Source organism: Shewanella sp. KX20019, assembly GCF_016757755.1.
Lineage (GTDB): Bacteria > Pseudomonadota > Gammaproteobacteria > Enterobacterales > Shewanellaceae > Shewanella.
The window spans coordinates 4,300,291-4,323,632 of the sequence record NZ_CP068437.1; the positions used below are offsets into that span (position 1 = coordinate 4,300,291).

Here is a 23,342-nt window from a genome sequence, read left to right on the forward strand (position 1 = left end):
GGCTAGAATGCCTTACTTTAACCTAATCAATTCGATTTCTAAACTAGATTTCATTAACCAACTGATGAATATAGGGCATTAAATCACTGGCTAGCATGCCTCTTTCACCGTTTTTAGCCGCTAGATCGGCTGCGTCACCATGAATGACAACGGCTAGATAAGCCGCTTCCATGTTGCTGTAACCCTGCGCCATCAATGCACCAATGATCCCTGAGAGCACATCACCGCAACCACCACTGGCAAGGCCAGGGTTTCCAACAGGCGCTACAACGCAATCATTCCCATCATAAATAAGCGTTCCAGCACCTTTTAAAACAATGACGCCACCATACTTTTCATGCAAGCAACGAACGGCCTTAAAACGATCCTTCTCTACTTCTGCAGTGCTCACCCCGAGTAACCGTCCTGCTTCTCCGGGGTGTGGGGTTAACACCCAATTCTTATTCGATAAAGGGAAATGACACAGGAGGTTTAACGCATCGGCATCTATCACACTGGGTTTTTCAGCTAAATCGACCGCTTTAAGTAGGTTGTAACCCCAATCCGTAGTTCCTAGTCCTGGACCAATCACCAACACATCAGCCCAACCTAATTTAAGGTAAACTTCCATATCGACTAACTCACAACCCCAAAACATCAATTCAGGTCGAGTAGTACAAACCACCGTGTGGTGTTCCGGTCTAGAGATTACCGTTACAAGTCCAGCCCCGGCTCTCAAACATGACTCAGAAGCCAGCCTCACCGCGCCAGACATGCCGATATCTCCACCAATAACGGAAACTTTACCACTATCGCCTTTGTGGGAATCCCTTCTTCTCGGTAAGAAAATGTTCGGCAGGTCTTCACTGATCAATCTTTTAACCTTACTTGGAATAAGGTATGGCCCCAAACCAATATCAGCCAATAATAGTTGACCGCAAAAGTGTCGAGCTTGGCTGGTTAATAAACCTTGCTTAATAGCTCCAAACGTCAGGGTCATATTCGCGTCTATAGCCACCTGCTTCGATATCCCTGTATCAGGCTCAATTCCAGATGGGACATCAAGTGACAACACCCAAGCATCGCTGCGATTCACGGCATCAATAACCGCAACTAGCTCTTCACTCAGTTCACCTTTAGCCCCAGTACCTAATAGGCCATCAACAACCACCTCAGCTTTAACTATTTTATCGGTACAAAAAGGAGTCGTTTTACCACCTAGGCTTTCAAAGCGTGTAATCGCTAGAAGCAACTCTTCTGATGGTGTATGAGCGGTAGAGGCTTGCAAAATGACAGTTCGTCCCGCCTTAATTAACATCGATGCTGTAGCATAAGCATCGGCACCATTGTTGCCATGACCCGCTAAAATCAAAATGGTTTGAGCATCAGGTTTTAAGCTTTGAATCTGCTTAAAAGCAGCTAAAGCGGCACGTTTCACGAGATCATAAAGGCTGGTATCGTCACGAACAGCACTAGCTTCAGCCTGCCTCACTTGTTTGACAGAGTATAATGATAATAATGAAGACAGATACTTTTCGCTCATTTAGGCTTTTCCAAAACAGAATCATGACTAACTTAGAATGTTAGTCATTCAGACTTAAACACAAATGAATTGTTCATCCTAAAGCTAGTTAAATCATCATAAGTTGATCTAACACAAGTATAGCTATGCTGTTGTTACTAGGAGGATCAAAAAAAGGCACCTCATGGTGCCTTTTCAGTACAGGAAAACTTGCGACTAGATATCGTCCATGCGGATACTGCTATGCACCAAGCGCTGCTGTTGAATCTTTTCAACCCTAACGAGATCGTCAAGTGCGCCTTTTGTTTCTGCGGATGCTGATGAAAGAGCAGTCTTTTCAATTAATCCTATCAGCTTATTATCGAGCTCTAGATGGAGCTCCAAAATATCATCTTCACTCATATTTGCAGGCATAGTTTGCTTTATACAAAGAGTAATAAAATCTTCAAACACGATATCTTTGTACCAAGTATCGAGTATTTTTCTAGGAGCTTCATCGATATAGTTTTCCAGTTTCTCAGCAGTCTGAAGCTCATGCTGCTTGAAGTACTCTAGCATTAGCTTTACACGTGACGAATCAGCTTGCATGTGTAAACGGCTATATAGCTGTGCCATTTCAAGACGACAAGTTGCTACATAATCTAAAAGCTCACTAAGTTGTTGAATACGCATGTACAGCTCTCCTATCGCTCGCATTTTAGATGACAAGCTAAAAATTAGTCTGACTGTATTATGAGCTAAATACGCGACAGAATATTTGAGGGTTGTCATACTTTGCCCATTAGGAAATGGCTTACTTTAGAGATAGTGAAAGAAACTAGCGCTTGATCACGTAATTGTTGCCATCGTTCCTTAGCTATGCTCTGAGCCTTGATGAGCAAAGATTGGAGTGAGCTATTGATTCAAACAAGAGTGGTTCGAACTGATGACCTATGCCTTGGCAAAAAAAGGGGAACAACTCTTTCTACGAGCACAACTGAGCTAGATTGGCATTTTTTATGGTGTTAATTGATTTTTTTACTAAGGAAGAAGATTGGAGCGAGCTATTGATTCAAACAAGAGTGGTTCGAACTGATGACCTATACCTTGGCAAAAAAAGGGTATCAACTCTTTCTACGAGCACAACTGAGCTAGATTGGTATTTTTGATAGTTCTTAATTGAAGTTTTTACTAAGGAGGAAGATTGGAGCGAGCTATTGATTTAGACAAGAGTGGTTCGAACTGATGACCTATATCTTGGCAAAAAAAGGGTATCAACTCTTTCTACGAGCACAACTGAGCTAGATTGGCATTTTTTGATGGTGGTTAATTGAAGTTTTTACTAAAGAGGAAGATTGGAGCGAGCTATTGATTTAGACAAGAGTGGTTCGAACTGATGACCTATACCTTGGCAAAAAAAGGGTATCAACTCTTTCTACGAGCACAACTGAGCTAGATTGGTATTTTTGATAGTTCTTAATTGAAGTTTTTACTAAGGAGGAAGATTGGAGCGAGCTATTGATTTAGACAAGAGTGGTTCGAACTGATGACCTATACCTTGGCAAAAAAAGGGTATCAACTCTTTCTACGAGCACAACTGAGCTAGATTGGCATTTTTTTATGGTGGTTAATTGAAGTTTTTACTAAAGAGGAAGATTGGAGCGAGCTATTGATTTAGACAAGAGTGGTTCGAACTGATGACCTATACCTTGGCAAAAAAAGGGTATCAACTCTTTCTACGAGCACAACTGAGCTAGATTGGTATTTTTGATAGTTCTTAATTGAAGTTTTTACTAAGGAGGAAGATTGGAGCGAGCTATTGATTTAGACAAGAGTGGTTCGAACTGATGACCTATACCTTGGCAAAAAAAGGGTATCAACTCTTTCTACGAGCACAACTGAGCTAGATTGGCATTTTTTTATGGTGGTTAATTGAAGTTTTTACTAAAGAGGAAGATTGGAGCGACATATCAGGTTCGAACTGATGACCTATACCTTGGCAAGGTATCGCTCTACCAACTGAGCTAATGTCGCGTAATCTTTTTAAATTGGAGCGACATATCAGGTTCGAACTGATGACCTATACCTTGGCAAGGTATCGCTCTACCAACTGAGCTAATGTCGCATAAATCTTTTCACCTTACCGAATTTGGTAATTCAATAAGTAAATATTTGGAGCGACATATCAGGTTCGAACTGATGACCTATACCTTGGCAAGGTATCGCTCTACCAACTGAGCTAATGTCGCTTTAAAACCTTTCATTACACTCTAGCTGTAAATATGAACTAAAGGGTATCGTTTTCACCTTTAGCAACTGAGCTAGTATCGCGTAAATCTTTTCACCTTACCGAATTTGGTAATTCAATAAGTAAATATTTGGAGCGACATATCAGGTTCGAACTGATGACCTATACCTTGGCAAGGTATCGCTCTACCAACTGAGCTAATGTCGCTTTAAAACTTTTCATTACACTCTAGCTGTAAATATTAACTAAAGGGTATCGTTTTCACCTTTAGCAACTGAGCTAGTATCGCGTAAATCTTTTTACTTACCGAATTTGGTAATTCAATAAGCTAATATTTGGAGCGACATATCAGGTTCGAACTGATGACCTATACCTTGGCAAGGTATCGCTCTACCAACTGAGCTAATGTCGCATAAATATTTCAAATGCTATCTTAGTTCTAAACGCTGACTAGAAGTATCGTTCTCACTTCTAGCAACTGAGCTAATGTCGCATTTCAACTTTTTTACTTAACCACTAAGTTTGCCGCTTAGTGAAAAGTTGAGGCCGCATTATATGAGAATTTCACTGCTCTGCAACCCCTTCTTGCAAATAAACTGACTGATTGCTTAAATTTTGAAAACTTTCGCTCGATAAAACTGCAATTCAGCGATAGATTCCTGAATATCGAGTAACGCTTGATGTGTATTTTGCTTGGTAAAGCCTTCCATTGCTGCTGGCTCCCAACGTCGAACCAGTTCTTTTATGGTACTAACATCAATATTTCGGTAGTGAAAGTAATCTTCGAGCGCTGGCATATAGCGATTTAAAAATCGACGATCCTGCCCGATACTATTACCACACATAGGTGAAGCACCAGCTGGAACATATTGAGACAAAAATTCAATTGTCTTTGCAATTGCATCTTGCTCACTAAACTCGCTGGCTTTTACACGCTCAACTAGCCCTGACTCACCATGATGCTTTTGATTCCAATCATCCATCAATGCGAGTTGTTCATCAGACTGATGAATCGCAATAACTGGGCCCTGAGCAATAATATTTAACTCTTTATCGGTCACTATGGTCGCAATTTCAATAATTCTATCGACTGCTGGCTCAAGTCCCGTCATTTCAAGATCGACCCAAATAAGGTTGTTTTCATCTATAGCCATAAAGAGACCTGTAATCCTTGTTAGCCTAAATTCAGGCTTTTTTGTTTAAGACGGTGTATCATACTGCTTTTTTAAGCGACAAAAAATCACCTTTATAATTGAAGGCTATTTACGTGAGTAATACGTGAGCAAAAAGAAACCATTAAGCCAAGGTCAGTTACGCAGAATGCGTAACAACCAGAAAAAGAAATTGCAGAGCAGCGATGCAGGCGAAAGTACTCCTGAATTACAGGATAACTCTTTAGGCCCAGAGCAGTTAGGCACCATTATTTCTCGTTTTGGTCAGCATGCAGATGTTGAAACTGAAACCGGCCACTTAGCGCGCTGCAATATACGCAGAAATATTAAAAGTTTAGTCACTGGTGACAAAGTTATTGTGCGTTTAGCATTAACGAGTGAGTCAGGTGCTAGCCGCATTGAGGGCATTGTTGAAGCTGTACACCCAAGGCATTCTCTGCTTTCGAGACCCGATATGTACGATGGCGTAAAAATCATCGCCTCGAATATCGATCAGATCCTTATCGTCACTTCAGTAAAGCCTGCGTTTACCACACAGATTATAGACCGTTATCTTGTCGCTTCGGAAGATACTGGAATTGCACCTGTTATCGTACTCAACAAAGTCGACCTTATTACAGCTGAAGAGCTACCCGAAATCGAAGCTGCGCTGCAACGTTACCGTGATGTAGGTTACGACGTTTACAAAGTCAGTAGTAAAACCGGCGAAGGTGTCGAGCAAATAAACCAGCTTATGAATGGAAAAGTTAGTGTGTTTGTCGGGCAATCAGGTGTGGGTAAATCATCGATGATCAACGCCATGATGCCAGACGCTGAATTAGCCATTGGTGATATATCAGAAAATTCAGGCTTGGGTCAGCATACAACGACTACTGCGAAGCTGCTGCATATATCGACTGGCGGCGATCTGATCGATTCCCCTGGTGTTCGTGAGTTTGCCTTATGGCACTTACCCCCAGAGAGAGTGGGCCAATGCTTTATTGAGTTCAGAGAATATCTCGGAACATGTAAATTTAGAGACTGTAAGCACCTCAATGATCCAGGCTGCTCGATAACCGAAGCCTTAGCAGCCGGTGATATCAGCGCTGATAGATATAATAACTATCATAAAATCATTGCCAGTCTGGATGAGCAAAGACACGCTCGCCATTTTAGAGCTGGTCCAGACGAATAAAAATAAAACTTGAGGAATTTAAAATTGGATAAAGTCAAAATTGCGCTGCAGTATATTATGCCTAAGCACCTAATTTCACGTCTTGTCGGCAAATTAGCCGCGGCAGAAATGGGCGCAGTAACCACGGCAGCAATTAAATGGTTTATCAAGCAATACAAGATTGATATGAGTGAAGCGGCGCAGCCCGCGCCTGAAGCTTACCCGACTTTTAATCAATTTTTCACTCGTGCATTAAAGGCTGGTATTCGCCCACTCTGTGATGACAAAGATTACATCACCCACCCCGTTGATGGCGCAGTAAGTCAACTTGGCCCAATTGAAGATGGTCGCATCTTTCAAGCTAAAGGCCATGATTACTCTTCACTAGCGTTACTCGGTGACCAAGCTGATGATGCAAAACGTTTTGAAGACGGTGATTTCGCTACAATTTATCTAGCACCGAAAGATTACCATCGTATTCACATGCCAATCAAAGGCACGCTGTCTAAAATGACCTATGTACCCGGTGAGCTATTTTCAGTTAACCCGCTAACTGCGCAAAATGTTCCAGGATTATTCGCCCGAAATGAGCGGGTCGTGGCCATCTTTGAAACTGAAATAGGCCCAATTGCGATGGTGCTTGTTGGTGCAACCATTGTTGCCAGCATTGAAACGGTTTGGGCTGGTACTGTAACCCCGCCAACGGGTCAAGACGTATTTACTTGGAATTACCCTACTGAAGGTCCTGAGGCGCTAACCCTTGAGAAAGGTGCAGAGATGGGACGTTTTAAACTGGGCAGCACTGTAGTGATGTTATTTGCTAAAGACGCACTCGACGAGTTTGCTGACGGTGTTGAACCTTCAAGCATAACCCGTATGGGCCAAGCTTTTGCAAAAATTGAAGACTAAGCAACGGCATTGAATAGCAGTGACAAAAAAACGGGGCTACTTGAGCTACATCTAGCCGTACTGCTTTTTGGTGGTACAGCCCTGTTTTCTAAACTCATCCCTTTGAGCGCATTAGATATAACAGTACTGCGTTGTGTTGTTGCAGCAGCAGTATTAGCGCTCATTGTTAAGCTCAGTAAGCAAAAGATAACACTAGAAGCAGCGAAAGATTATCTGGTCGCTATCGGACTCGGTATTATCGTCAGTTTACATTGGGTCACATACTTTGCCTCTATGCAGTTGTCCTCAGTTGCCATTGGTATGATTGCTTTTTTCACCTATCCCGTTATGACAGTACTCATTGAGCCACTGGTCACGGATGCCAAACTAAAACTAGCCGATGTTATCAGTGGTGTTTTGGTGCTGACAGGGGTGAGTTTGCTCATTCCTGAGGCAAGCCTTGGTAACGATGTTACCCTTGGGATTGTTGTAGGCATCCTGTCTGCAGCGCTATTCACCGCAAGAAACCTATTGCATAAACGCTATTTTTCACAGTATAGCGGTCAACAAGCGATGTTCTACCAAACCATGGTTGCTGTGGTTTTTCTTGCACCTTGGTTCACTGCTGAAACAAGTAATATTGAAGCCAATGTTTGGTGGTTAATCGTGCTGCTTGGCGTAGTATTTACGGCTGCGCCTCATGCGCTATTCACCTCTGCACTGCGATTACTCAGCGCCAAAACTGTCGGTCTAGTATCCTGTTTACAACCCTTTTATGGTGCAGTGTTAGCGTTACTCCTTCTCGGTGAAGATCTTGAGCTTAAAACCATTATCGGTGGAACATTAGTCGTTGCCACTGCATTATTTGAAACTCAGCAGAGCCACAAGTCACAACGGACTAAAAAGACTATATAGAACCATGTATTTATCTCAATAACTTGGCTACTATTGAGTAAGTCCTTTTCGATTTATGCAAGCTGCTAATCATGCATCGTTTTTTATTGGTTTTTCTGTGTTTTATTTGCACTATAGCCAACGCTAACCCACCAACTCAACTTGAAAAAAGGTTGGGGTTAAACCCATCGCTCAATAGCAGCAACACACCTCAAGAGCAACTGACACTGCTAGAGAGTAAAACGAGTGAGTTAGCCCTCACAGAGGAAAATGCTCGAGCGCTAGTAAACAATTTTGATCTGCATAAATCTAATCTACAGAATCAGATCAGGGAGGCGCAACAGCCCATTGCTTGGTCCAATAAGCAAGAGTTGAACCAGCAAGGTTCACTAGCGTACTTACGTTTATCAGAACTTAAAGATATCGAAATCAGCTTAAGCGATAAAATCAACAGTTTAATAGAGTCACTAGATAACCTTCCGAATGCCTTAAGTAAGGCAAGGGCTACACTCACTAAACATAAAAAGAATCGTATTTCCAACGAACAAACGCTTGCTAACCAATTGCTAGCCGCTCAAAGAACCCTATATCAACAGCGAGTGACCACCTTAGAGGCTATGTTAGCAAGCAGCCAGAAAGAGATAGATCTCAATCAACTGCAACTCAAATTGGTACGAGAGCAACTGCTACAGCAAGAGCAGTTAATAGAGCGTCTAAATCAAGAGTTAGATTTACAACGACATAAGCGCACGGAGGCTGCTATCGCCAGCAGCTTACTGCCCGAGTCAAATGGCACAGATCCGATAGCCCAAGCTATTAGCGAAGCTAATTTAAGTTATGGGGAAACGTTAAAATCGCTAAACTTAAAGATAAGCCAAGCGCTGACACAACAAGAGCAAGCAGAAGCCCAATACCAAGCTCAAGCTAAACAGTTGACCAATATCCAGCAGCAAATCAGTTGGATCAAACTAAACTCGGCTTTCGGCGAGCGTTTTTTGCAAATGCTGCAAGCACTACCCAAGCCGCCAAGCCAAGATCCAGTCCAAAATGAAATAGCGAATGCACGACTAGCGCGCTATCAAATTGAACAAGCGCAAACCCTTAATGTACAGCAGCTCAACAATACTCAAGTACCGACACCATTGCATGCAAAACTACTTGTCTCTCAAGAGCTATTGTTGCAGCAGCTATTACAAAGTTATGATCAATATTTGAGTGAACTCGCTAATTTAAGAGTGAGTAATGAGCAACTTAACCAGCAGTATTTGACCCTAAGAGATACCTTAAACGAACACCTATTCTGGGTTCCCAATGCTAATCGTATAGGCAGTTTATGGCTTACAGATCTGCATCAAAGTGTGCAATGGATGATCCAGCAAGCTCCCTGGAAGCTGTTGCAGAAATCATTCAGTGAACAAGGTAGCTTGTGGTCGTGGTGGTTGATCTTATTTATCGTCAGCCTAGTTGCACAAGATATTCTTACTCCAAAATTCAAAGCAGCAATGCGCCGTGAACTGCCTTTTGTCGGCAACGTCACCCAAGATAAGTTTATCTATACATGGCATGTGCTCATTAACTCAGTCAGCTATAGCCTGCTAAAACCACTGTCCATTGTGTTGGCTGGGGCAATTTTCTATCAATCGAGCCTCAATTTCGTGTCAGCTATTGGCATGGGCGTTATGGCAATCGGTACCTTTTACCAGCTCTATCGCCTTGTGTATTTACTAGCATTAGATAAAGGACTGTTAATCAACCATTTCAAAGCACAACGTAACCTTGTTCGTGCAGGACAAGAGAGGTTTAAACAACTGACGATTATGGTTATGCCATTCTTGGGGATTGCCGCATTTGCAGAAGTCATCGATACTTCCCTGGTTAGAAACAGTCTTGGCCGTGGTGCATTTATAATTTTTTGCTTAATGCTGTTCTGGTTCTATAAAGACATTTTAAATATTTCTAATCGTGAGAATAAGCATCACCAAAATGATAAAAATAGAAAACTAGTCCAAAAACTATTGTGGGCTATGCTGATCATTACCCCCATTGCCTGTGCTATTTTAGCGTTTCTCGGCTACTACTACACCGCCTTTCAGATGTTTTTACAGCTGCAGTTATCACTCATTTTCGGCTTAGGATTTTTACTATTATACCAATTGACTAAACGCTGGATGCTTATTGAAAGGCGCCGGATTGCATTTGATCGCGCCAAGGCTAAACGCGCAGAGGTACTTGCTCAGCGTGAAAAAGGTGAAGTTAACGCGCCAGAACAATTAGATACCTATGAAGAGCCCGAAGTCGATTTAGAGACCATTTCCGGCCAATCTCTAGGCTTGGTGCGCTCATTGTTACTTTTAGCTTTCTTAGCCAGTATTGTAGGTCTGTGGACCCAAACCCATACAGCCTTGTTCTCTTTGCTCGATGGCGTGACGTTATGGTCTAGCAATACCACGCTCAATGGTATTGAGCAGCAGCTGCCCATAACCTTAAAGTCACTGCTGTTGTCGTTTATCATTGTTGGATTTTCGATGATGATTGCCACCAATCTACCCGGCCTGATTGAGCTAACGATCTTGCAACGGCTCGATTTGAGCCAAGGCACAGGCTTTGCGCTTACCACAGTGAGTCGCTATCTGGTGATATTCTTCGGTATATTGAGTGGTTTCTCAACACTGGGAATGGAGTGGTCTAAACTGCAGTGGCTAGTCGCTGCACTATCGGTCGGCTTAGGTTTTGGTCTACAAGAGATCTTCGCCAACTTTATCTCAGGTCTAATTATTTTATTTGAAAAGCCGGTTCGAATTGGCGACACGGTAACCATTAGAGATCTCACCGGCACGGTAAGTAAAATTCAAATTCGTGCAACGACCATTATTGATTGGGATCGCAAAGAGATTATTGTTCCCAACAAGGCCTTTATTACCGAGCAACTCATTAACTGGTCGCTGTCCGACCCGATTACGCGGGTGATAGTTTATGTCTCGGTAGCGCGTGATTCCGATCCAGCGCGAGTAGAAGCCGCGCTTTATCAAGCAGTACAAGAGTGTGATGATGCACTACTAACGCCCGAGCCTGAAGTTTGGTTTGCCGGCTTTGGCAAACATACTCAAGACTTTGAAGTCAGAGCTTATGCAAAAGATATGGGCACCCGTTGGCCATTGAGACACAAGCTGCACAAACAGATCAGCAAGAAGTTACGCGATAACAACTTAGTACTCGCTTATCCTCAACTGGAAGTGCATGTATCACAAGGGCAGAGTAAAGATGTTCAAAATTTAATAAGAACCTAATATCCAATGATTCAAGAAGCTAACTAATGAAGATATATGCTCACCGCGGTGCGAGTGGTTCCGCCCCTGAAAATACCGTCAAAGCGTTTATGAAAGCGATTGAACTCGGCGCAGAAGCCATTGAGCTGGATATTCATTTAGTTGAAGACCAACTCTATGTTTTTCACGATAGAAGGCTCGAAGGAAAAAGCTCAGGCAGAGGCATAATCGATAAAGCGAGTAAACAATATGTAGCAGGAATCACCGTCTCAGGTGAAGCCATTCCGACACTAGTGGAGGTGTTGGCAGCGTTAAAACCTTACAACATTGAGGTTAATATAGAGCTTAAAGGGCTATCGGTGCTGCCTGCCTTTACAGAGCTATACGCTAATCTAATTCAGCAACAGAGTTATGAACCAAGCAAGCTGTTAATCTCATCTTTTAATCACCCGATGCTTAAAACGTTTAAGCAGTCTTTTCCCTGTGCGAATGTTGCACCACTCATCGAGGGTGTGCCTCTAAATTTGGCACAAGTGGTTAGCGAGCTCGACGCATACTCTATCCATTTAGGCCTGAGTTTTGTCACCGAAGAGATGATTAACGATGCACATAAACGTGGCGCGAAGGTTTATGTTTATACGGTGGATTTCTCGGACGATATAACAATGTTGGCGGCGCTAGGAGTTGATGGCATCTTCACTAACTTTCCCGCCAGAGCCATTAATACATTAGCAAAAAACTAACTGCTATTAGTTTCACTTCCCGTAGATGATTTATACCCATCCGACTTGAAGATGCTCGTTTCAGAGGCGATGGGTATAGATATCTATCACCCAAAATAGAATAATATAATCTACACTAAAATGAACAGCTTAAACTTGTTTGTTGCGTTGAGCCCAGCCACCGATAGCGATAAAAACAGCAACAACAAGGATAAACAGCCAGTGCGAAGGCGCTTTTGCCATATATTGCGCTAGTACAGGGCTTAGTTTTACTATAATTAAGCCATAGCCAAACGCATTGACTAACACGAAAACAAATGTGCGAATGATAAAAGAACGCCCAGTTAAGTAGCGTCGCAAGAAACGATTGATATCGCTACCAAATACAACAAGCGCACACGCCACAATAGCTGTTGAAGCTTCTGTTAGCCAAGGATAGATAAACGAACCTAAATAGCTCAGAAACTCAATCAATTTAGACATAAAATACTCGAATACAACGATGTAGAGCTAGGATAAAGGGAGTCAGCATGGGACACAAGCTACTATTGCTTACCAGAGAAAATGAACGATATCGTCAGCTTTTGGCTTCTTGTCATCTGCCTAACATCCATATTTTGGATGATAACCCACAAAATATTTTCAATGCGGACCTATGGCTTGCAGAGCCCAGCCTCGCCGCCCCCATACTGCCTCACGCAGCCAATTTAAAATGGATGCAGTCAACTTTTGCTGGAGTGGACGCATTAGTGAAGCCGAGGCAACGCCGAGACTATGAATTGACTAATGTTCGTGGGATTTTTGGTCCATTGATGAGTGAATACATGTTTGGTTACCTTTTAGCGTACCAGCGAGAACACTTTAAGTATAGAAGTCAGCAAGCTCAGAAAGTATGGCTTCCTGGTAGCTACAAGACGTTACAAGGGCAAAACCTACTGCTGCTAGGAACGGGCTCCATCGCTAAGCATATCGCCCAAACGGCTAAGCATTTCGGCATGCATGTTATCGGTATTAATCGCGGCGCAAAACCGACCAAAGGCTTTGATGAAGTTGACACCTTAGCCAACCTAACCCATTACCTACCAAGGGCTGATGCCGTTGCCAGTATTTTACCGAGTACTCCAGAGACCCGAGGCGCACTTAACCAGCATACGTTATCGCTATTAAAGAAAGAGGTGGTGTTATTTAACTTAGGTAGAGGCGATGTGCTCGATTTAGACGCCTTATATATTCAGCTGATCCAAAACCAGCAGCAACAGGCTATCCTTGACGTATTTAATCAAGAACCATTGCCAGAAGAGCACCCAATTTGGTCTCTCGACAATGTGGTAATTACACCACATATTGCCGCGCCTAGCTTTCCAGAGCAAGTAGTAGAGATCTTTTCAGAAAACTACCATAAGTGGATAAAGGGAGAAAAGCTATCTCATCGGGTTCATTTCGAACGTGGCTACTGATAACTTTAAATCAAGATTGTCCCTTACAACGCAAAACATGACCAAGTAGCCAAGCTGCCACTTGGTTGTGATCCACTGCACCCTTTTTAATAACTGCAAATATAAGCAACGACTGATAACTATTCTCACTAGTTATTAGCATTGAGAATCGTTTTCATTTATACTTCGTGCATATTCGGTTGTTGGATCACTATATATGTACGTTTGCCTTTGTCATGCAATTACAGATACACAGATTAAAGAAGCGGTTAGCCAAGGCGATGCTTCATTAGCTGATGTAAAAAGGCGCCTAGGCGTTGCAGACCAATGTGGTAAGTGTGCCAAAATGGCAACCCAAATAATCCAAAGACAGGTCGATATCGAACCCAATTTTTATGAAGTTGCTTAGTATTTGAATAGCTATTTCTCATAAAAAAATGCAGCCATATGGCTGCATTTTTTTATGTCTGGTAATTCAAACTTCAACACTATTCCTGCTGCTCGCCTTCCCCAAGCTCAACACTATCAACACGCTGAAGCCCACGAGGCAACTTAGCCCCTCTGCGACCACGCTCTCCACGATAATGCTCCAAATCACTTGGTTTTAAGGTTAGCTTGCGCTTACCGGCCCACAAAGTAACTGGCATACCTTCGGGGATAACCTGAAGGTGCGTTAGCAGCTCTTCACGATTCTTAGCCCGCTCAGTCGGTATACCAATGATCTTGTTACCCTTACCTTTTGTCAGTTGCGGTAAAGCATCTAATGAGAACAGTAACATTCTGCCTTCATTAGTAATCGCTAGGATTGATTGCGCTGTTGATTTATCGACTTTTTGTGGCAGTAATACTTTCGCATTGGCAGGTAAACTTAACAAAGCTTTACCTGCTTTATTACGCGATATCATATCCTTATTTGCCGCAATAAATCCGTAACCAGCGTCAGAAGCTAAAATATAGCACTGCTCTTCATCAGCCAACAACACATGTTCCACAGTTGCGCCGGGCGCGAGATTAAAGCGAGTCGTTATAGGTTCGCCTTGAGAGCGTGCTGACGGTAACGTATGAGTTTCTGTGGCGAATGACCTACCGGAAGTATCAATAAAGATACTCGGTTGATTGCTGCGACCTGGAGCGGCGCAAAGATATTCATCCCCCGCTTTATAAGACAAACTCTTTCCATCAATATCGTGCCCCTTGGCGCACCGCACCCAGCCTTTTGCTGATAATACAACGGTAACAGACTCGACAGGGACAAGTTCTTGCTCAGTCAGTGCTTTAGACTCTCCGCGCTCTACCAGTGGAGAGCGGCGCTCATCACCGTAGTCTTCGCCATCTTTAATCAGTTCTTTTTTAATCAGCGTTTTCATACGACGTTCAGAGCTTAAAAGCAGTTGTAGCTTGTCACGTTCTGCGGCTAGCTCATTTTGCTCAGATTGAATCTTAAACTCTTCTAACTTAGCTAGATGGCGCAGTTTTAGATCCAGAATCGCATCAGCTTGCTTATCTGACAGATTGAATCTTGTCATCAACTCAGCTTTGGGTTCATCGTGAAAACGAATGATCTCAATGACTTCATCGATATTCAAAAATGCGATCATCAAGGCATCAAGAATGTGCAGTCTGGCTAAGATTTTATCTAGGCGGTATTCTAAACGACGCTTAACCGTTGTCATCCGGAAAACCAGCCATTCAGTCAGTATTTCACGAAGGCCTTTAACCTGTGGTCGCCCGTTCAAACCTAATATATTTAGATTAACTCGATAACTTTTTTCTAGATCGGTGGTCGCAAAAAGGTGTGCCATCATCTGATCACAATCGACACGGTTAGAACGCGGCACAATGATCATCCGCACAGGGCTTTCGTGATCAGACTCATCACGTAAATCCGTTACCATAGGCAACTTCTTAGCCTGCATCTGCGCCGCAATCTGCTCCAATATCTTACCGCTACTGGCTTGATGCGGTAGTGCAGTGATCACCACTTCACCATCTTCTACACTGTATACAGCTCTAGCTCTAATCGAGCCTCGACCCGTCTGATATATTTTGGCGATATCTGCTTTCGGGGTAATGATCTCCGCTTCAGTTGGATAATCAGGTCCTGTAACGAACTCCATTAAACGAGGTAGATCGGCCTTCGGATTATCGAGTAATTCGATACAAGCGCCCACGAGCTCCTTCACATTGTGTGGCGGCACATCAGTCGCCATACCAACAGCAATACCTGTGATGCCGTTCAGTAGGATATGAGGCAACCGAGCAGGCATGACTAGTGGCTCTTTCATGGTGCCATCAAAGTTAACGCCCCAATCAACGGTCCCTTGGCCGAGCTCACTTAACAGAACTTCAGAGAATTTTGACAGTCTAGCTTCGGTATATCGCATCGCTGCAAATGACTTAGGATCATCTGGCGCCCCCCAGTTTCCCTGGCCGTCGACCAACGGATAACGGTAGGAGAACGGCTGCGCCATAAGTACCATGGCTTCATAACATGCACTATCACCGTGAGGGTGATATTTACCGAGTACGTCTCCGACGGTACGAGCAGATTTCTTATGCTTTGACTGTGCAGACAAACCAAGCTCACTCATGGCGTAAATGATACGTCTTTGAACAGGTTTAAGTCCGTCACCAATATGCGGCAGAGCTCGATCCATGATCACGTACATGGAATAATTAAGGTATGCTTCTTCCGTGAAGCGGCGCATTGGCATTTGCTCTACGCCGTCTAAGCTTAAATCTATCGCATCACTCATTACTCATTATCCTGTGACTGATTTTTTTGTGGATTTTTGTAATACAAGCGGTAAATGTTGCCCTTAAAATCATCCGAAATATACATGCCACCATCGGGTGCTGTAATTAATGAGTGGGGTCTGGCAACCGGAAACTCTCCATCTAGAAAGCTAACAACCGTACTACGTTTAACGACTTGTTTATCTTCTATTTCAAGCATCACTATCTGGTAACCGACTTTGCTTGAACGGTTCCATGAACCATTTTCAGCAACAAACATCTGATTTCTGTAACGCTCTGGAAACTGTTCACCGCGATAAAAGTGTAGCCCCATAGGTGCAACGTGAGCAGGTAACTCATACTGGGGAGCGACCACTTTCAAATTTTCGGGTTTATCATAAGCAGGTTCAATAACATCTGTGGCATGGATATAGGGAAAGCCATAATGGCTGCCTACAGTTTCTACCTTATTGATCTCATCTGGTGGCAGGTTATCTCCCATCCAGTCTCGGCTTAAGTCAGAAAACCATAACTCTTTATCTTTAACTGACCAGTCAAAAGCGCCTACTTTGCGCACGCCGCTAACAATTTGTTCGCTTTCGCCGGTATTGACATCGATTGCAATAATACTACCGAACGGTGTTTCTGGTTCACACACATTACATGTCGAACCAATAGCAATATAAAGCTTACCGTCTGGACCAAAATGCATGGCTCGTTTACTTTTTTTGGTGTTACCAGGTAAACGGTCATAAACCTCTTTAGGTCGTCCAGGACGTCTTAATCGTGACTCAATATCAACAAACCTTAAGACCCGATCATCTTCAGCGACATAAAGATCACCATCTTTAAAAGCTATCGCTTCTGGATAATGTAGCCCTTTAGCAATCGTATAGCGTTTATCGACTCTACCATCCTGGTTAGCATCGACGAGTGCCGTTATGGTTCCCTCTTTGTAGGAACCAACAAACAGTGTGCCGTTACTGCCTAAGGCCAGCTGTTTAGCATCGCCCAAATCGGAAGCAAATAGCGTTAAGCCAAAGCCTTTAGAGACTGTTATCATCACAGGCTCGGCAGCGATACTCGCAGTGCTATAAATAAGCTGAACAAATATTGCGGACAAACCGATAAATATTTGTTTGGGGTAATTTTCAAACGTCATTATTATTCTTTTAGTTTAATGCTCTGTTGATGTATGCGATCTATCTAGATCTGCGCTAAATCGCCTTTCGTCTCCAGCCAAATTTTTCTGTCGCCAGAACGTTTTTTCGCTAACAACATATCCATGAGCGCTAATGTGTCATCGGCATCACCAATGGTAAGTTGAACTAATCGACGCGTATTGGGATCCATTGTAGTTTCACGAAGCTGCAGTGGATTCATTTCACCCAAGCCTTTAAATCGTGTTACCTGTACCTTTCCTTTTCGCTTTTCTGCTGCGATGCGGTCAAGGATCCCCTCTCTCTCGGCGTCATCGAGTGCATAGAAAACTTCTTTGCCAATATCAATACGGAACAGGGGAGGCATCGCCACATAGATGTGCCCTTGTTCGACCAATACACGGTAATGCTTCATAAATAGTGCACATAACAGGGTCGCAATATGCAGTCCGTCGGAGTCAGCATCCGCCAAAATACAGATTTTTCCATACCTTAACTCTGAAATGTCGCTGCTATCAGGGTCACAACCGATCGCGACCGAGATATCATGAACCTCTTGTGATGCCAGAACTTGTGACGCATCAACTTCCCAAGTATTTAGGATTTTACCCCGCAGTGGCATTATCGCTTGAAATTCACGATCACGCGCTTGCTTAGCACTACCGCCAGCGGAGTCACCTTCCACCAAAAACAGTTCGCCACGCATCGGGTCTTGACCACTGCAATCGGTCAGTTTCCCTGGCAGTGCAGGCCCTGAAGTAATACGCTTACGCGCCACTTTTTTCGCAGCTTTCAAACGCTTCTGTGCATTATTAATACACATATCAGCTAAAGCTTCAGCCTGCTCTGTATTAGTGTTTAGCCACAGGCTAAATGCATCACGTACAATTCCAGATACAAAAGCCGCACATTGGCGACTCGATAGTTTCTCTTTAGTTTGTCCTGAAAATTGTGGGTCTTGCATCTTGATAGACAAGATAAAGGTGCAACGATCCCAGATATCTTCTGGGGTTAACTTGATCCCCCGAGGCATCAAGTTTCTAAACTCACAAAACTCACGCATGGACTCAAGCAAGCCTTGCCTGAAACCATTCACGTGCGTACCACCTAGTGGTGTTGGAATAAGATTAACGTAACTCTCATTTAAGAAATCCCCACTTTCAGGCAACCAAGTGATTGCCCAATCAGCTGCTTCAAGGTTACCCTTGAAATTGCCAACAAACGGAACTTCAGGCAACGTAGGCGCGCCATCAATTGACGACTTTAAGTAATCTTCTAAGCCACTTTCATAGAACCACTCTTGTGTCTCATTGGTCTGCTTATTTACAAACTTAATTCTTAAGCCTGGGCACAACACAGCCTTTGCTTTGAGCAAATAAGAGAGCTTACTGACAGAGAAATTACCGGAATCGAAATAACTAACATCAGGCCAAAAGTGGACTCTAGTACCGGTATTTCGTCGACCACAGGTACCCGTTACACGTAGTTCTTCAACTTTTTCGCCATGCTCAAAAGCCATATCATAGACTTCAGCATTACGCCTTACGGTGATTTCAACTCGATTAGATAGCGCGTTAACAACCGAGATCCCCACCCCATGTAAACCACCTGAGAATTGGTAGTTTTTATTAGAAAACTTACCACCGGCATGCAGCTTAGTGAGGATCAACTCAACCCCGGGTATCCCCTCTTCTGGGTGAATATCTACAGGCATACCACGGCCGTCATCGGTAACTTCGAGTGAGTTGTCGGCATGTAAGATAACGTCGATTCGACTAGCATGCCCAGCAAGCGCCTCATCGACACTATTATCGATGACTTCCTGCCCTAAATGGTTCGGGCGCGAAGTATCCGTGTACATACCCGGGCGACGTTTTACAGGGTCAAGTCCGTTGAGGACTTCAATAGCATCTGAGGTGTATTGATTTGTCATGGCACACATTTTTTTTTGTTATTCAGGCCATGTTGCGGCCCTACGGGTCTATTTGTCAAGAAAACAGGTATTCACAAATGGAAGTCAACTGATCTTCATAGCCAATAAAGCTATGGTCACCGTCTGGTTCTATTAACAGTTTACAACAATGATACTTCTGAACAGCCTGTTTATAGTCGAGTACTTCATCGCCAGTTTGTAACAGTACATAAAAGCGATCAGGATTCATTATGGCTGCAGTATCGAACTCAGCGACATCCTGTTTATGCTTAGCTGAAACCTGATAGGTTTCATTTGTGTAGGGATTGTACTGAGTGCCAATGAATTCATCAAACAGTTCGAAGGGTTTTACCGCAGGATTAATCAAAACTGCGCGTCCACCGTAGTTTTCAGCCAAATAACTAGCAAAATAGCCCCCGAGTGAAGAACCAATATAGGTTAACGGCTCATTTACTGCTTGTGCTTTTTCGACAATTTGAATCAATAACGCCATTGCCTCTAGTGGCTCACTCGGCAATTGTGGCTGATAAAAGCTTAACTCTGGATGATGTTGCTTAATAAAACTTGCAGTAACAAGCCCTTTCTCTGAAAAAGGAGAGCTATTAAATCCATGAATATAAAGCAGCATAGTTCCTCACGCTGCGGTTTTATATTTTACTTAATAACCGCCAGCTTCATTGTCGGGTGAAAAATTTTCACCCGGTACCCGATATACGTTAGTTAGGATGCTACCATCAGACTTAAGCTCCAGCAAACGGTAACCGGGTTGAAGTGCATCTAACGCAAAATAGGGAGATTTAGGTTTAAATTGAATGCAGGTAGATGGTGTAGCCATCAACTGAACCGGCCCAGTAGGTCCTAGATGAACAGTATCAACGCTTTGGTGAATATGCCCCCAAAGTAACCCTTTAACTTGCCTATAACGCGAAACCTGTTGAATAAAATCACTGCCGTTATCCATGCAATGTTGATCTAACCAAGCACAGCCAGCAAGAACTGGGTTGTGATGCATCACCAGTAAGATGTAGCGATTAGGTTCAGCGTTAATAGCACTATCAATAAGGTCTAATTCTGCATCAGACATGTGCCCACCAGGTCGGCCTCGAACGGTAGAGTCGAGCATAATAATCTGCCAATTACCTGCCAATATTCTTTTTTGCCCATGTACCTTTTCACCCTGCATGTGCAGATTCATAATACGTGGGTCATCATGATTGCCGGGCAAATAATGACAAGGCATGTTTAATGGTGCAATCGCATCGACAAAGTTATGGTAAGACTCATTTGAGTAGTCTTGGCTGATATCCCCTGTCGCCAACATAAAGTGTGCAGGGTAATCAACAGCGGCGATAGTATTCAAAACTGCATTTAAGCTTTGAGAAGTGTTTACACCTAATAATTGAGCTTCAGGATCAGCAAAAAGGTGAGGATCGGTGACCTGCACCATTCTCACACTGCCTGATTCAGAAATTGAGTAAGAGATTGCCTCTTTTAGCAAAGTAATTACCTAAATATCAGATTAACAAATAAATTTAGTCAAGTTATCTATCTTCAATAACTCTTCAAGAAACGCATTCACTTGATACTTCTCATCACGATGATGCATATGCATATTTGGATAATCATACACTGGACGTAATTGATAAATCTGTTGACTAGTTAACACTTCTGCTAATTTAGCATCGTGATAGATGCGCACAGAAACTTTAGGGGTTGACACTAACGCATGACCGCCGGCGCACCTTGAAATTTCGACCAGTTGTGTATATTTGGTATTTTCCAACAAACGAACATCCAGCTGGCCAAATTCACCATCAACTTGCCAGTGCTTTCCTTCGCTAGGCTCCAGTGTAAGCCAACGCTGAATATGCATATAGTTACGAGCACATACAGCCAAAAACTGACTTATATTTGGCTGGTACTTGTTCTTGCGAGCGTATGCTACTTTCGACACGATATAATTCCAAGGATCTTTTAAACCGACTATTAATGATTATTTTTCATGATTACTTTCAATCAGATCTCGATAGTTGAGTTGTAGCCATTGGAGGCCAATGACAGTAGAGGCGTTATCTATTCGACCATCAGCCATCATTTTATATGCAAACTCTCTATCCACAACATGTACTTTAATATCTTCATGCTCTTCAGGTAAACCGTAGTGACCATCCGCATTGGATGAATCTACTGCAGCCCAATAAAAATCAAAGCGTTCGCTGGTGCCACCGGGACTGGCAAAGTATTGATTCACCTTGGTGATACTCAACGCATCAAGACCCGTTTCCTCTTTAAGCTCTTTAATGGCCACTTGTTCAGAAGTATGACCTGCGTCAATCATCCCTGCGACTAACTCAAACAACCAAGGCGATTTAGCACTCTCAAGCACAGGAATACGGATCTGCTCAATCAGCACCACTTTATCGTTAATAAGATCGTAAGGTAACACGACCACAGCATGGCCCCTCTCAAACACCTCTCTAATGATCTCACCACTCCAGCCACCATCAAACAGCCGATGTTTAAAGCGATACTCATCCATTTTAAAGAAGCCTTTATACAGGGTTTTCTTCCCGAGTAACTCAACATCATCATGAGTAAAAGTACTGTTCATTTAATCTCCAAAACCTACTTATTTATCAAGGTGTTTATACCTAAACAAGGCAAAGTAAAAATATTAATACTAAGATTTAGGCAGATCTGATTATTGCGATAAAAAACTGTTACACTTCCTAGTTGACTTAGGAATTGTAGGTTTTTACTATTTAGCCCACTAAGTTTAGATGTATTGGGAAGCGTCGGGAAGCGCAAACCGCCTAACTTTTCAGCTAAAGTTGGGCATAACTAAACAAAACAAAGTTAAATTCGCTCCTCAATGGGGAATTTTGTCTAAAAGGGACAGCAAATGAAATTCAAGATCCGCTCTCTATGTGCCGCGCTGACACTAGCCGTTTCAGCTCAAGTTGCACATGCCGACGACCTTCTACAGATATATCAACAAGCATTAACCAGTGATCCTGTTGCACTTCAAGCCAAAGCACAGCGTGATGCGCTTTATGAGCAGATAGAAGAGCAACGCGCACCACTATTGCCAACGATAAGTGCAAACGTGGGCTACGATAAAGCTTGGAACGATCCATCAGATGATTCAAGTGGCATTATTGGTGGCGTTACCTTAAATCAAGTTATCTATGACCACAGTGCATGGGTTGGTTTAAGCTTGGCAGAAAAAGCCGCATCTCAAGCTGACTCAGCTTATGCATCTTCACTGCAAAATCTGATTATTCGTGTAACAACAGCATACTTCGATGTGCTTACCGCAAAAGACAACTACGAGTTCCAAGGTTCAGAGAAGCGTGCAATCGAGCGTCAACTTGAACAAACAAAACAACGTTTTGCTGTAGGTCTTACCGCGATTACTGATGTGCATGAAGCTCAAGCACAGTATGACTTAGCCAACGCGACTGAAATTCTAGCTGAAAATACACTGGCTAATAGCTATGAAGCGCTACGTGAAATCACTGGTATTGATCATAAAAGTATCAATATCTTAGATACCAGCCGTTTCTCAGCAGCACCAGTTGCTCCTGCATTGTCAACTGATTGGATCAAAATGGCAGAAACTAATAACGTTGACTTGATGACAACGCGAATTGGTAAAGATATCGCCGAAGAGACCATCACGCTTTATAAAGCGGGTCATATGCCTTCACTGAACCTGAACGCGGGTTATAAGAAAGGAATCGAACAAGAGAGTGGCGGTGCTAACCAACCTGACTTCGACAACGGTACTCTAGGATTAACACTTAGTATCCCACTTTTTGAAGGCTTCAAAGTTACTTCTCAAGTAAACCAAGCTCAGTATCAATATGTTGAAGCAAGCGAGAAGCTTGAACAGACCCATCGTAAAGTTGTCAAAGATATTCGTAATAACTTTAACAACGTCGGTGCTTCTATCAGTTCAATCCGCGCCTATGAGCAATCAGTGATCTCTTCAGAGAGTGCGCTGAAAGCAACTCAAGCCGGTTTTGAAGTTGGTACTCGTACCATTGTTGACGTATTGAACCGTACGCGCGACTTGTATGATTCAAAGCGTAAACTGTCTGATGCACGTTATGGCTATATCAATTCAATTATTGCGCTAAAACAAGCTGCTGGTACTTTGAATGAAGATGATGTTAGCAACATCAACAATGGCCTGAAAGCGCCATTGTAATTGCTTAAATAGACAATCAATAAGCAAAAAGCCCAGTGTTA

19 protein-coding genes and 5 tRNA genes are annotated in these 23,342 nt (G+C 43.0%); 8 read left to right on the forward strand and 16 right to left on the reverse strand.

Going from position 1 to position 23,342, the window contains the following annotated elements; translation table 11 throughout:
• Positions 1 to 43 precede the first annotated feature (43 nt).
• The 8 genes from JK628_RS18600 to orn form a co-directional block, all read right to left on the reverse strand.
• Positions 44 to 1,522, reverse strand: a complete 1,479-nt coding sequence (locus tag JK628_RS18600; protein WP_202286418.1) for an NAD(P)H-hydrate dehydratase — start codon at positions 1,520 to 1,522, stop codon at positions 44 to 46.
• Between the two features lie 195 nt (positions 1,523 to 1,717).
• Positions 1,718 to 2,173, reverse strand: coding sequence for a hypothetical protein (locus JK628_RS18605; RefSeq protein WP_202286419.1), 456 nt, complete (start codon positions 2,171 to 2,173; stop codon positions 1,718 to 1,720).
• A gap of 1,265 nt (positions 2,174 to 3,438) precedes the next feature.
• Positions 3,439 to 3,514 (reverse strand) — tRNA-Gly (locus JK628_RS18610).
• A gap of 15 nt (positions 3,515 to 3,529) precedes the next feature.
• Positions 3,530 to 3,605, reverse strand: a tRNA-Gly gene (locus tag JK628_RS18615).
• A 48-nt stretch (positions 3,606 to 3,653) separates the two neighbouring features.
• Positions 3,654 to 3,729, reverse strand: a tRNA-Gly gene (locus JK628_RS18620).
• A gap of 130 nt (positions 3,730 to 3,859) precedes the next feature.
• Positions 3,860 to 3,935 (reverse strand) — tRNA-Gly (locus JK628_RS18625).
• Between the two features lie 129 nt (positions 3,936 to 4,064).
• Positions 4,065 to 4,140, reverse strand: a tRNA-Gly gene (locus tag JK628_RS18630).
• A gap of 196 nt (positions 4,141 to 4,336) precedes the next feature.
• The gene (orn, locus tag JK628_RS18635; protein ID WP_202286420.1) at positions 4,337 to 4,882 is read right to left on the reverse strand and encodes an oligoribonuclease; all 546 of its coding nucleotides are present in this window, start codon (positions 4,880 to 4,882) and stop codon (positions 4,337 to 4,339) included.
• Positions 4,883 to 5,006: 124 nt separating this feature from the next.
• Here orn and rsgA point away from each other — a divergent pair, with 124 nt between their 5' ends.
• From rsgA to JK628_RS18660, 5 genes are all read left to right on the forward strand, one after another.
• On the forward strand, positions 5,007 to 6,074 hold the full coding sequence (rsgA, locus tag JK628_RS18640) for a small ribosomal subunit biogenesis GTPase RsgA (protein WP_202286421.1): 1,068 nt from the start codon (positions 5,007 to 5,009) through the stop codon (positions 6,072 to 6,074).
• A gap of 24 nt (positions 6,075 to 6,098) precedes the next feature.
• A complete protein-coding gene (gene asd, locus JK628_RS18645) occupies positions 6,099 to 6,962 on the forward strand; it encodes an archaetidylserine decarboxylase (protein WP_202286422.1) in 864 nt (287 codons plus the stop codon).
• 9 nt (positions 6,963 to 6,971) lie between these two features.
• Positions 6,972 to 7,856, forward strand: a complete 885-nt coding sequence (locus JK628_RS18650; RefSeq protein ID WP_202286423.1) for a DMT family transporter — start codon at positions 6,972 to 6,974, stop codon at positions 7,854 to 7,856.
• 71 nt (positions 7,857 to 7,927) lie between these two features.
• A complete protein-coding gene (locus tag JK628_RS18655; protein WP_202286424.1) occupies positions 7,928 to 11,122 on the forward strand; it encodes a mechanosensitive ion channel domain-containing protein in 3,195 nt (1,064 codons plus the stop codon).
• A 26-nt stretch (positions 11,123 to 11,148) separates the two neighbouring features.
• Positions 11,149 to 11,844 (forward strand): glycerophosphodiester phosphodiesterase, encoded by a 696-nt coding sequence (locus tag JK628_RS18660; RefSeq protein WP_202286425.1) that lies wholly within the window; start codon positions 11,149 to 11,151, stop codon positions 11,842 to 11,844.
• Between the two features lie 129 nt (positions 11,845 to 11,973).
• On the opposite strand, the gene JK628_RS18665 is transcribed toward JK628_RS18660, so the two are convergent.
• Complete coding sequence (locus JK628_RS18665) at positions 11,974 to 12,306, reverse strand: DUF3392 domain-containing protein (protein ID WP_202286426.1); 333 nt, start codon at positions 12,304 to 12,306, stop codon at positions 11,974 to 11,976.
• Positions 12,307 to 12,353: 47 nt separating this feature from the next.
• Between JK628_RS18665 and JK628_RS18670 the strand changes: the two genes are divergently transcribed.
• Both JK628_RS18670 and JK628_RS18675 read left to right on the forward strand, forming a co-directional pair.
• Complete coding sequence (locus JK628_RS18670; RefSeq protein ID WP_202286427.1) at positions 12,354 to 13,280, forward strand: D-2-hydroxyacid dehydrogenase; 927 nt, start codon at positions 12,354 to 12,356, stop codon at positions 13,278 to 13,280.
• Positions 13,281 to 13,476: 196 nt separating this feature from the next.
• Complete coding sequence (locus JK628_RS18675; RefSeq protein WP_202286428.1) at positions 13,477 to 13,668, forward strand: bacterioferritin-associated ferredoxin; 192 nt, start codon at positions 13,477 to 13,479, stop codon at positions 13,666 to 13,668.
• Between the two features lie 79 nt (positions 13,669 to 13,747).
• Here JK628_RS18675 and parC read toward each other — a convergent pair whose 3' ends face one another.
• From parC to nudF, 7 genes are read right to left on the reverse strand one after another with little or no spacing between them, the layout of a single operon-like run.
• Complete coding sequence (gene parC, locus JK628_RS18680) at positions 13,748 to 16,015, reverse strand: DNA topoisomerase IV subunit A (protein WP_202286429.1); 2,268 nt, start codon at positions 16,013 to 16,015, stop codon at positions 13,748 to 13,750.
• On the reverse strand, positions 16,015 to 17,157 hold the full coding sequence (locus JK628_RS18685) for a PQQ-dependent sugar dehydrogenase (RefSeq protein WP_202286430.1): 1,143 nt from the start codon (positions 17,155 to 17,157) through the stop codon (positions 16,015 to 16,017). Before JK628_RS18685 ends, parC begins: the two co-directional genes overlap by 1 nt.
• A gap of 44 nt (positions 17,158 to 17,201) precedes the next feature.
• A complete protein-coding gene (gene parE, locus JK628_RS18690; protein WP_202286431.1) occupies positions 17,202 to 19,088 on the reverse strand; it encodes a DNA topoisomerase IV subunit B in 1,887 nt (628 codons plus the stop codon).
• A gap of 55 nt (positions 19,089 to 19,143) precedes the next feature.
• Entirely contained in the window at positions 19,144 to 19,716 is a 573-nt protein-coding gene (locus tag JK628_RS18695; protein ID WP_202286432.1) for a YqiA/YcfP family alpha/beta fold hydrolase, read from the reverse strand.
• 30 nt (positions 19,717 to 19,746) lie between these two features.
• The gene (cpdA, locus tag JK628_RS18700; RefSeq protein ID WP_202286433.1) at positions 19,747 to 20,586 is read right to left on the reverse strand and encodes a 3',5'-cyclic-AMP phosphodiesterase; all 840 of its coding nucleotides are present in this window, start codon (positions 20,584 to 20,586) and stop codon (positions 19,747 to 19,749) included.
• A gap of 21 nt (positions 20,587 to 20,607) precedes the next feature.
• On the reverse strand, positions 20,608 to 21,042 hold the full coding sequence (locus JK628_RS18705) for a DUF1249 domain-containing protein (protein WP_443019975.1): 435 nt from the start codon (positions 21,040 to 21,042) through the stop codon (positions 20,608 to 20,610).
• Between the two features lie 39 nt (positions 21,043 to 21,081).
• Positions 21,082 to 21,699 carry an ADP-ribose diphosphatase gene (gene nudF, locus JK628_RS18710; protein ID WP_202286434.1) on the reverse strand — a complete coding sequence of 206 codons (618 nt, stop codon included), beginning with the start codon at positions 21,697 to 21,699 and terminating at the stop codon, positions 21,082 to 21,084.
• Between the two features lie 291 nt (positions 21,700 to 21,990).
• Here nudF and tolC point away from each other — a divergent pair, with 291 nt between their 5' ends.
• Positions 21,991 to 23,301: an outer membrane channel protein TolC gene (tolC, locus tag JK628_RS18715; protein ID WP_202286435.1), complete on the forward strand. Its 1,311-nt coding sequence runs from the start codon at positions 21,991 to 21,993 to the stop codon at positions 23,299 to 23,301.
• Positions 23,302 to 23,342 lie beyond the last annotated feature (41 nt).

Coding starts and splice junctions, on each gene's coding strand:
- JK628_RS18600 (WP_202286418.1), bottom strand. CDS start 1,522: ATGAGCGAAAAGTATCTGTCTTCATTATTATCATTATACTCTGTCAAA.
- JK628_RS18605 (WP_202286419.1), bottom strand. CDS start 2,173: ATGCGTATTCAACAACTTAGTGAGCTTTTAGATTATGTAGCAACTTGT.
- orn (WP_202286420.1), bottom strand. CDS start 4,882: ATGGCTATAGATGAAAACAACCTTATTTGGGTCGATCTTGAAATGACG.
- JK628_RS18655 (WP_202286424.1), top strand. CDS start 7,928: ATGCATCGTTTTTTATTGGTTTTTCTGTGTTTTATTTGCACTATAGCC.
- JK628_RS18660 (WP_202286425.1), top strand. CDS start 11,149: ATGAAGATATATGCTCACCGCGGTGCGAGTGGTTCCGCCCCTGAAAAT.
- JK628_RS18665 (WP_202286426.1), bottom strand. CDS start 12,306: ATGTCTAAATTGATTGAGTTTCTGAGCTATTTAGGTTCGTTTATCTAT.
- JK628_RS18670 (WP_202286427.1), top strand. CDS start 12,354: ATGGGACACAAGCTACTATTGCTTACCAGAGAAAATGAACGATATCGT.
- JK628_RS18675 (WP_202286428.1), top strand. CDS start 13,477: ATGTACGTTTGCCTTTGTCATGCAATTACAGATACACAGATTAAAGAA.
- parC (WP_202286429.1), bottom strand. CDS start 16,015: ATGAGTGATGCGATAGATTTAAGCTTAGACGGCGTAGAGCAAATGCCA.
- JK628_RS18685 (WP_202286430.1), bottom strand. CDS start 17,157: ATGACGTTTGAAAATTACCCCAAACAAATATTTATCGGTTTGTCCGCA.
- parE (WP_202286431.1), bottom strand. CDS start 19,088: ATGACAAATCAATACACCTCAGATGCTATTGAAGTCCTCAACGGACTT.
- JK628_RS18695 (WP_202286432.1), bottom strand. CDS start 19,716: ATGCTGCTTTATATTCATGGATTTAATAGCTCTCCTTTTTCAGAGAAA.
- nudF (WP_202286434.1), bottom strand. CDS start 21,699: ATGAACAGTACTTTTACTCATGATGATGTTGAGTTACTCGGGAAGAAA.
- tolC (WP_202286435.1), top strand. CDS start 21,991: ATGAAATTCAAGATCCGCTCTCTATGTGCCGCGCTGACACTAGCCGTT.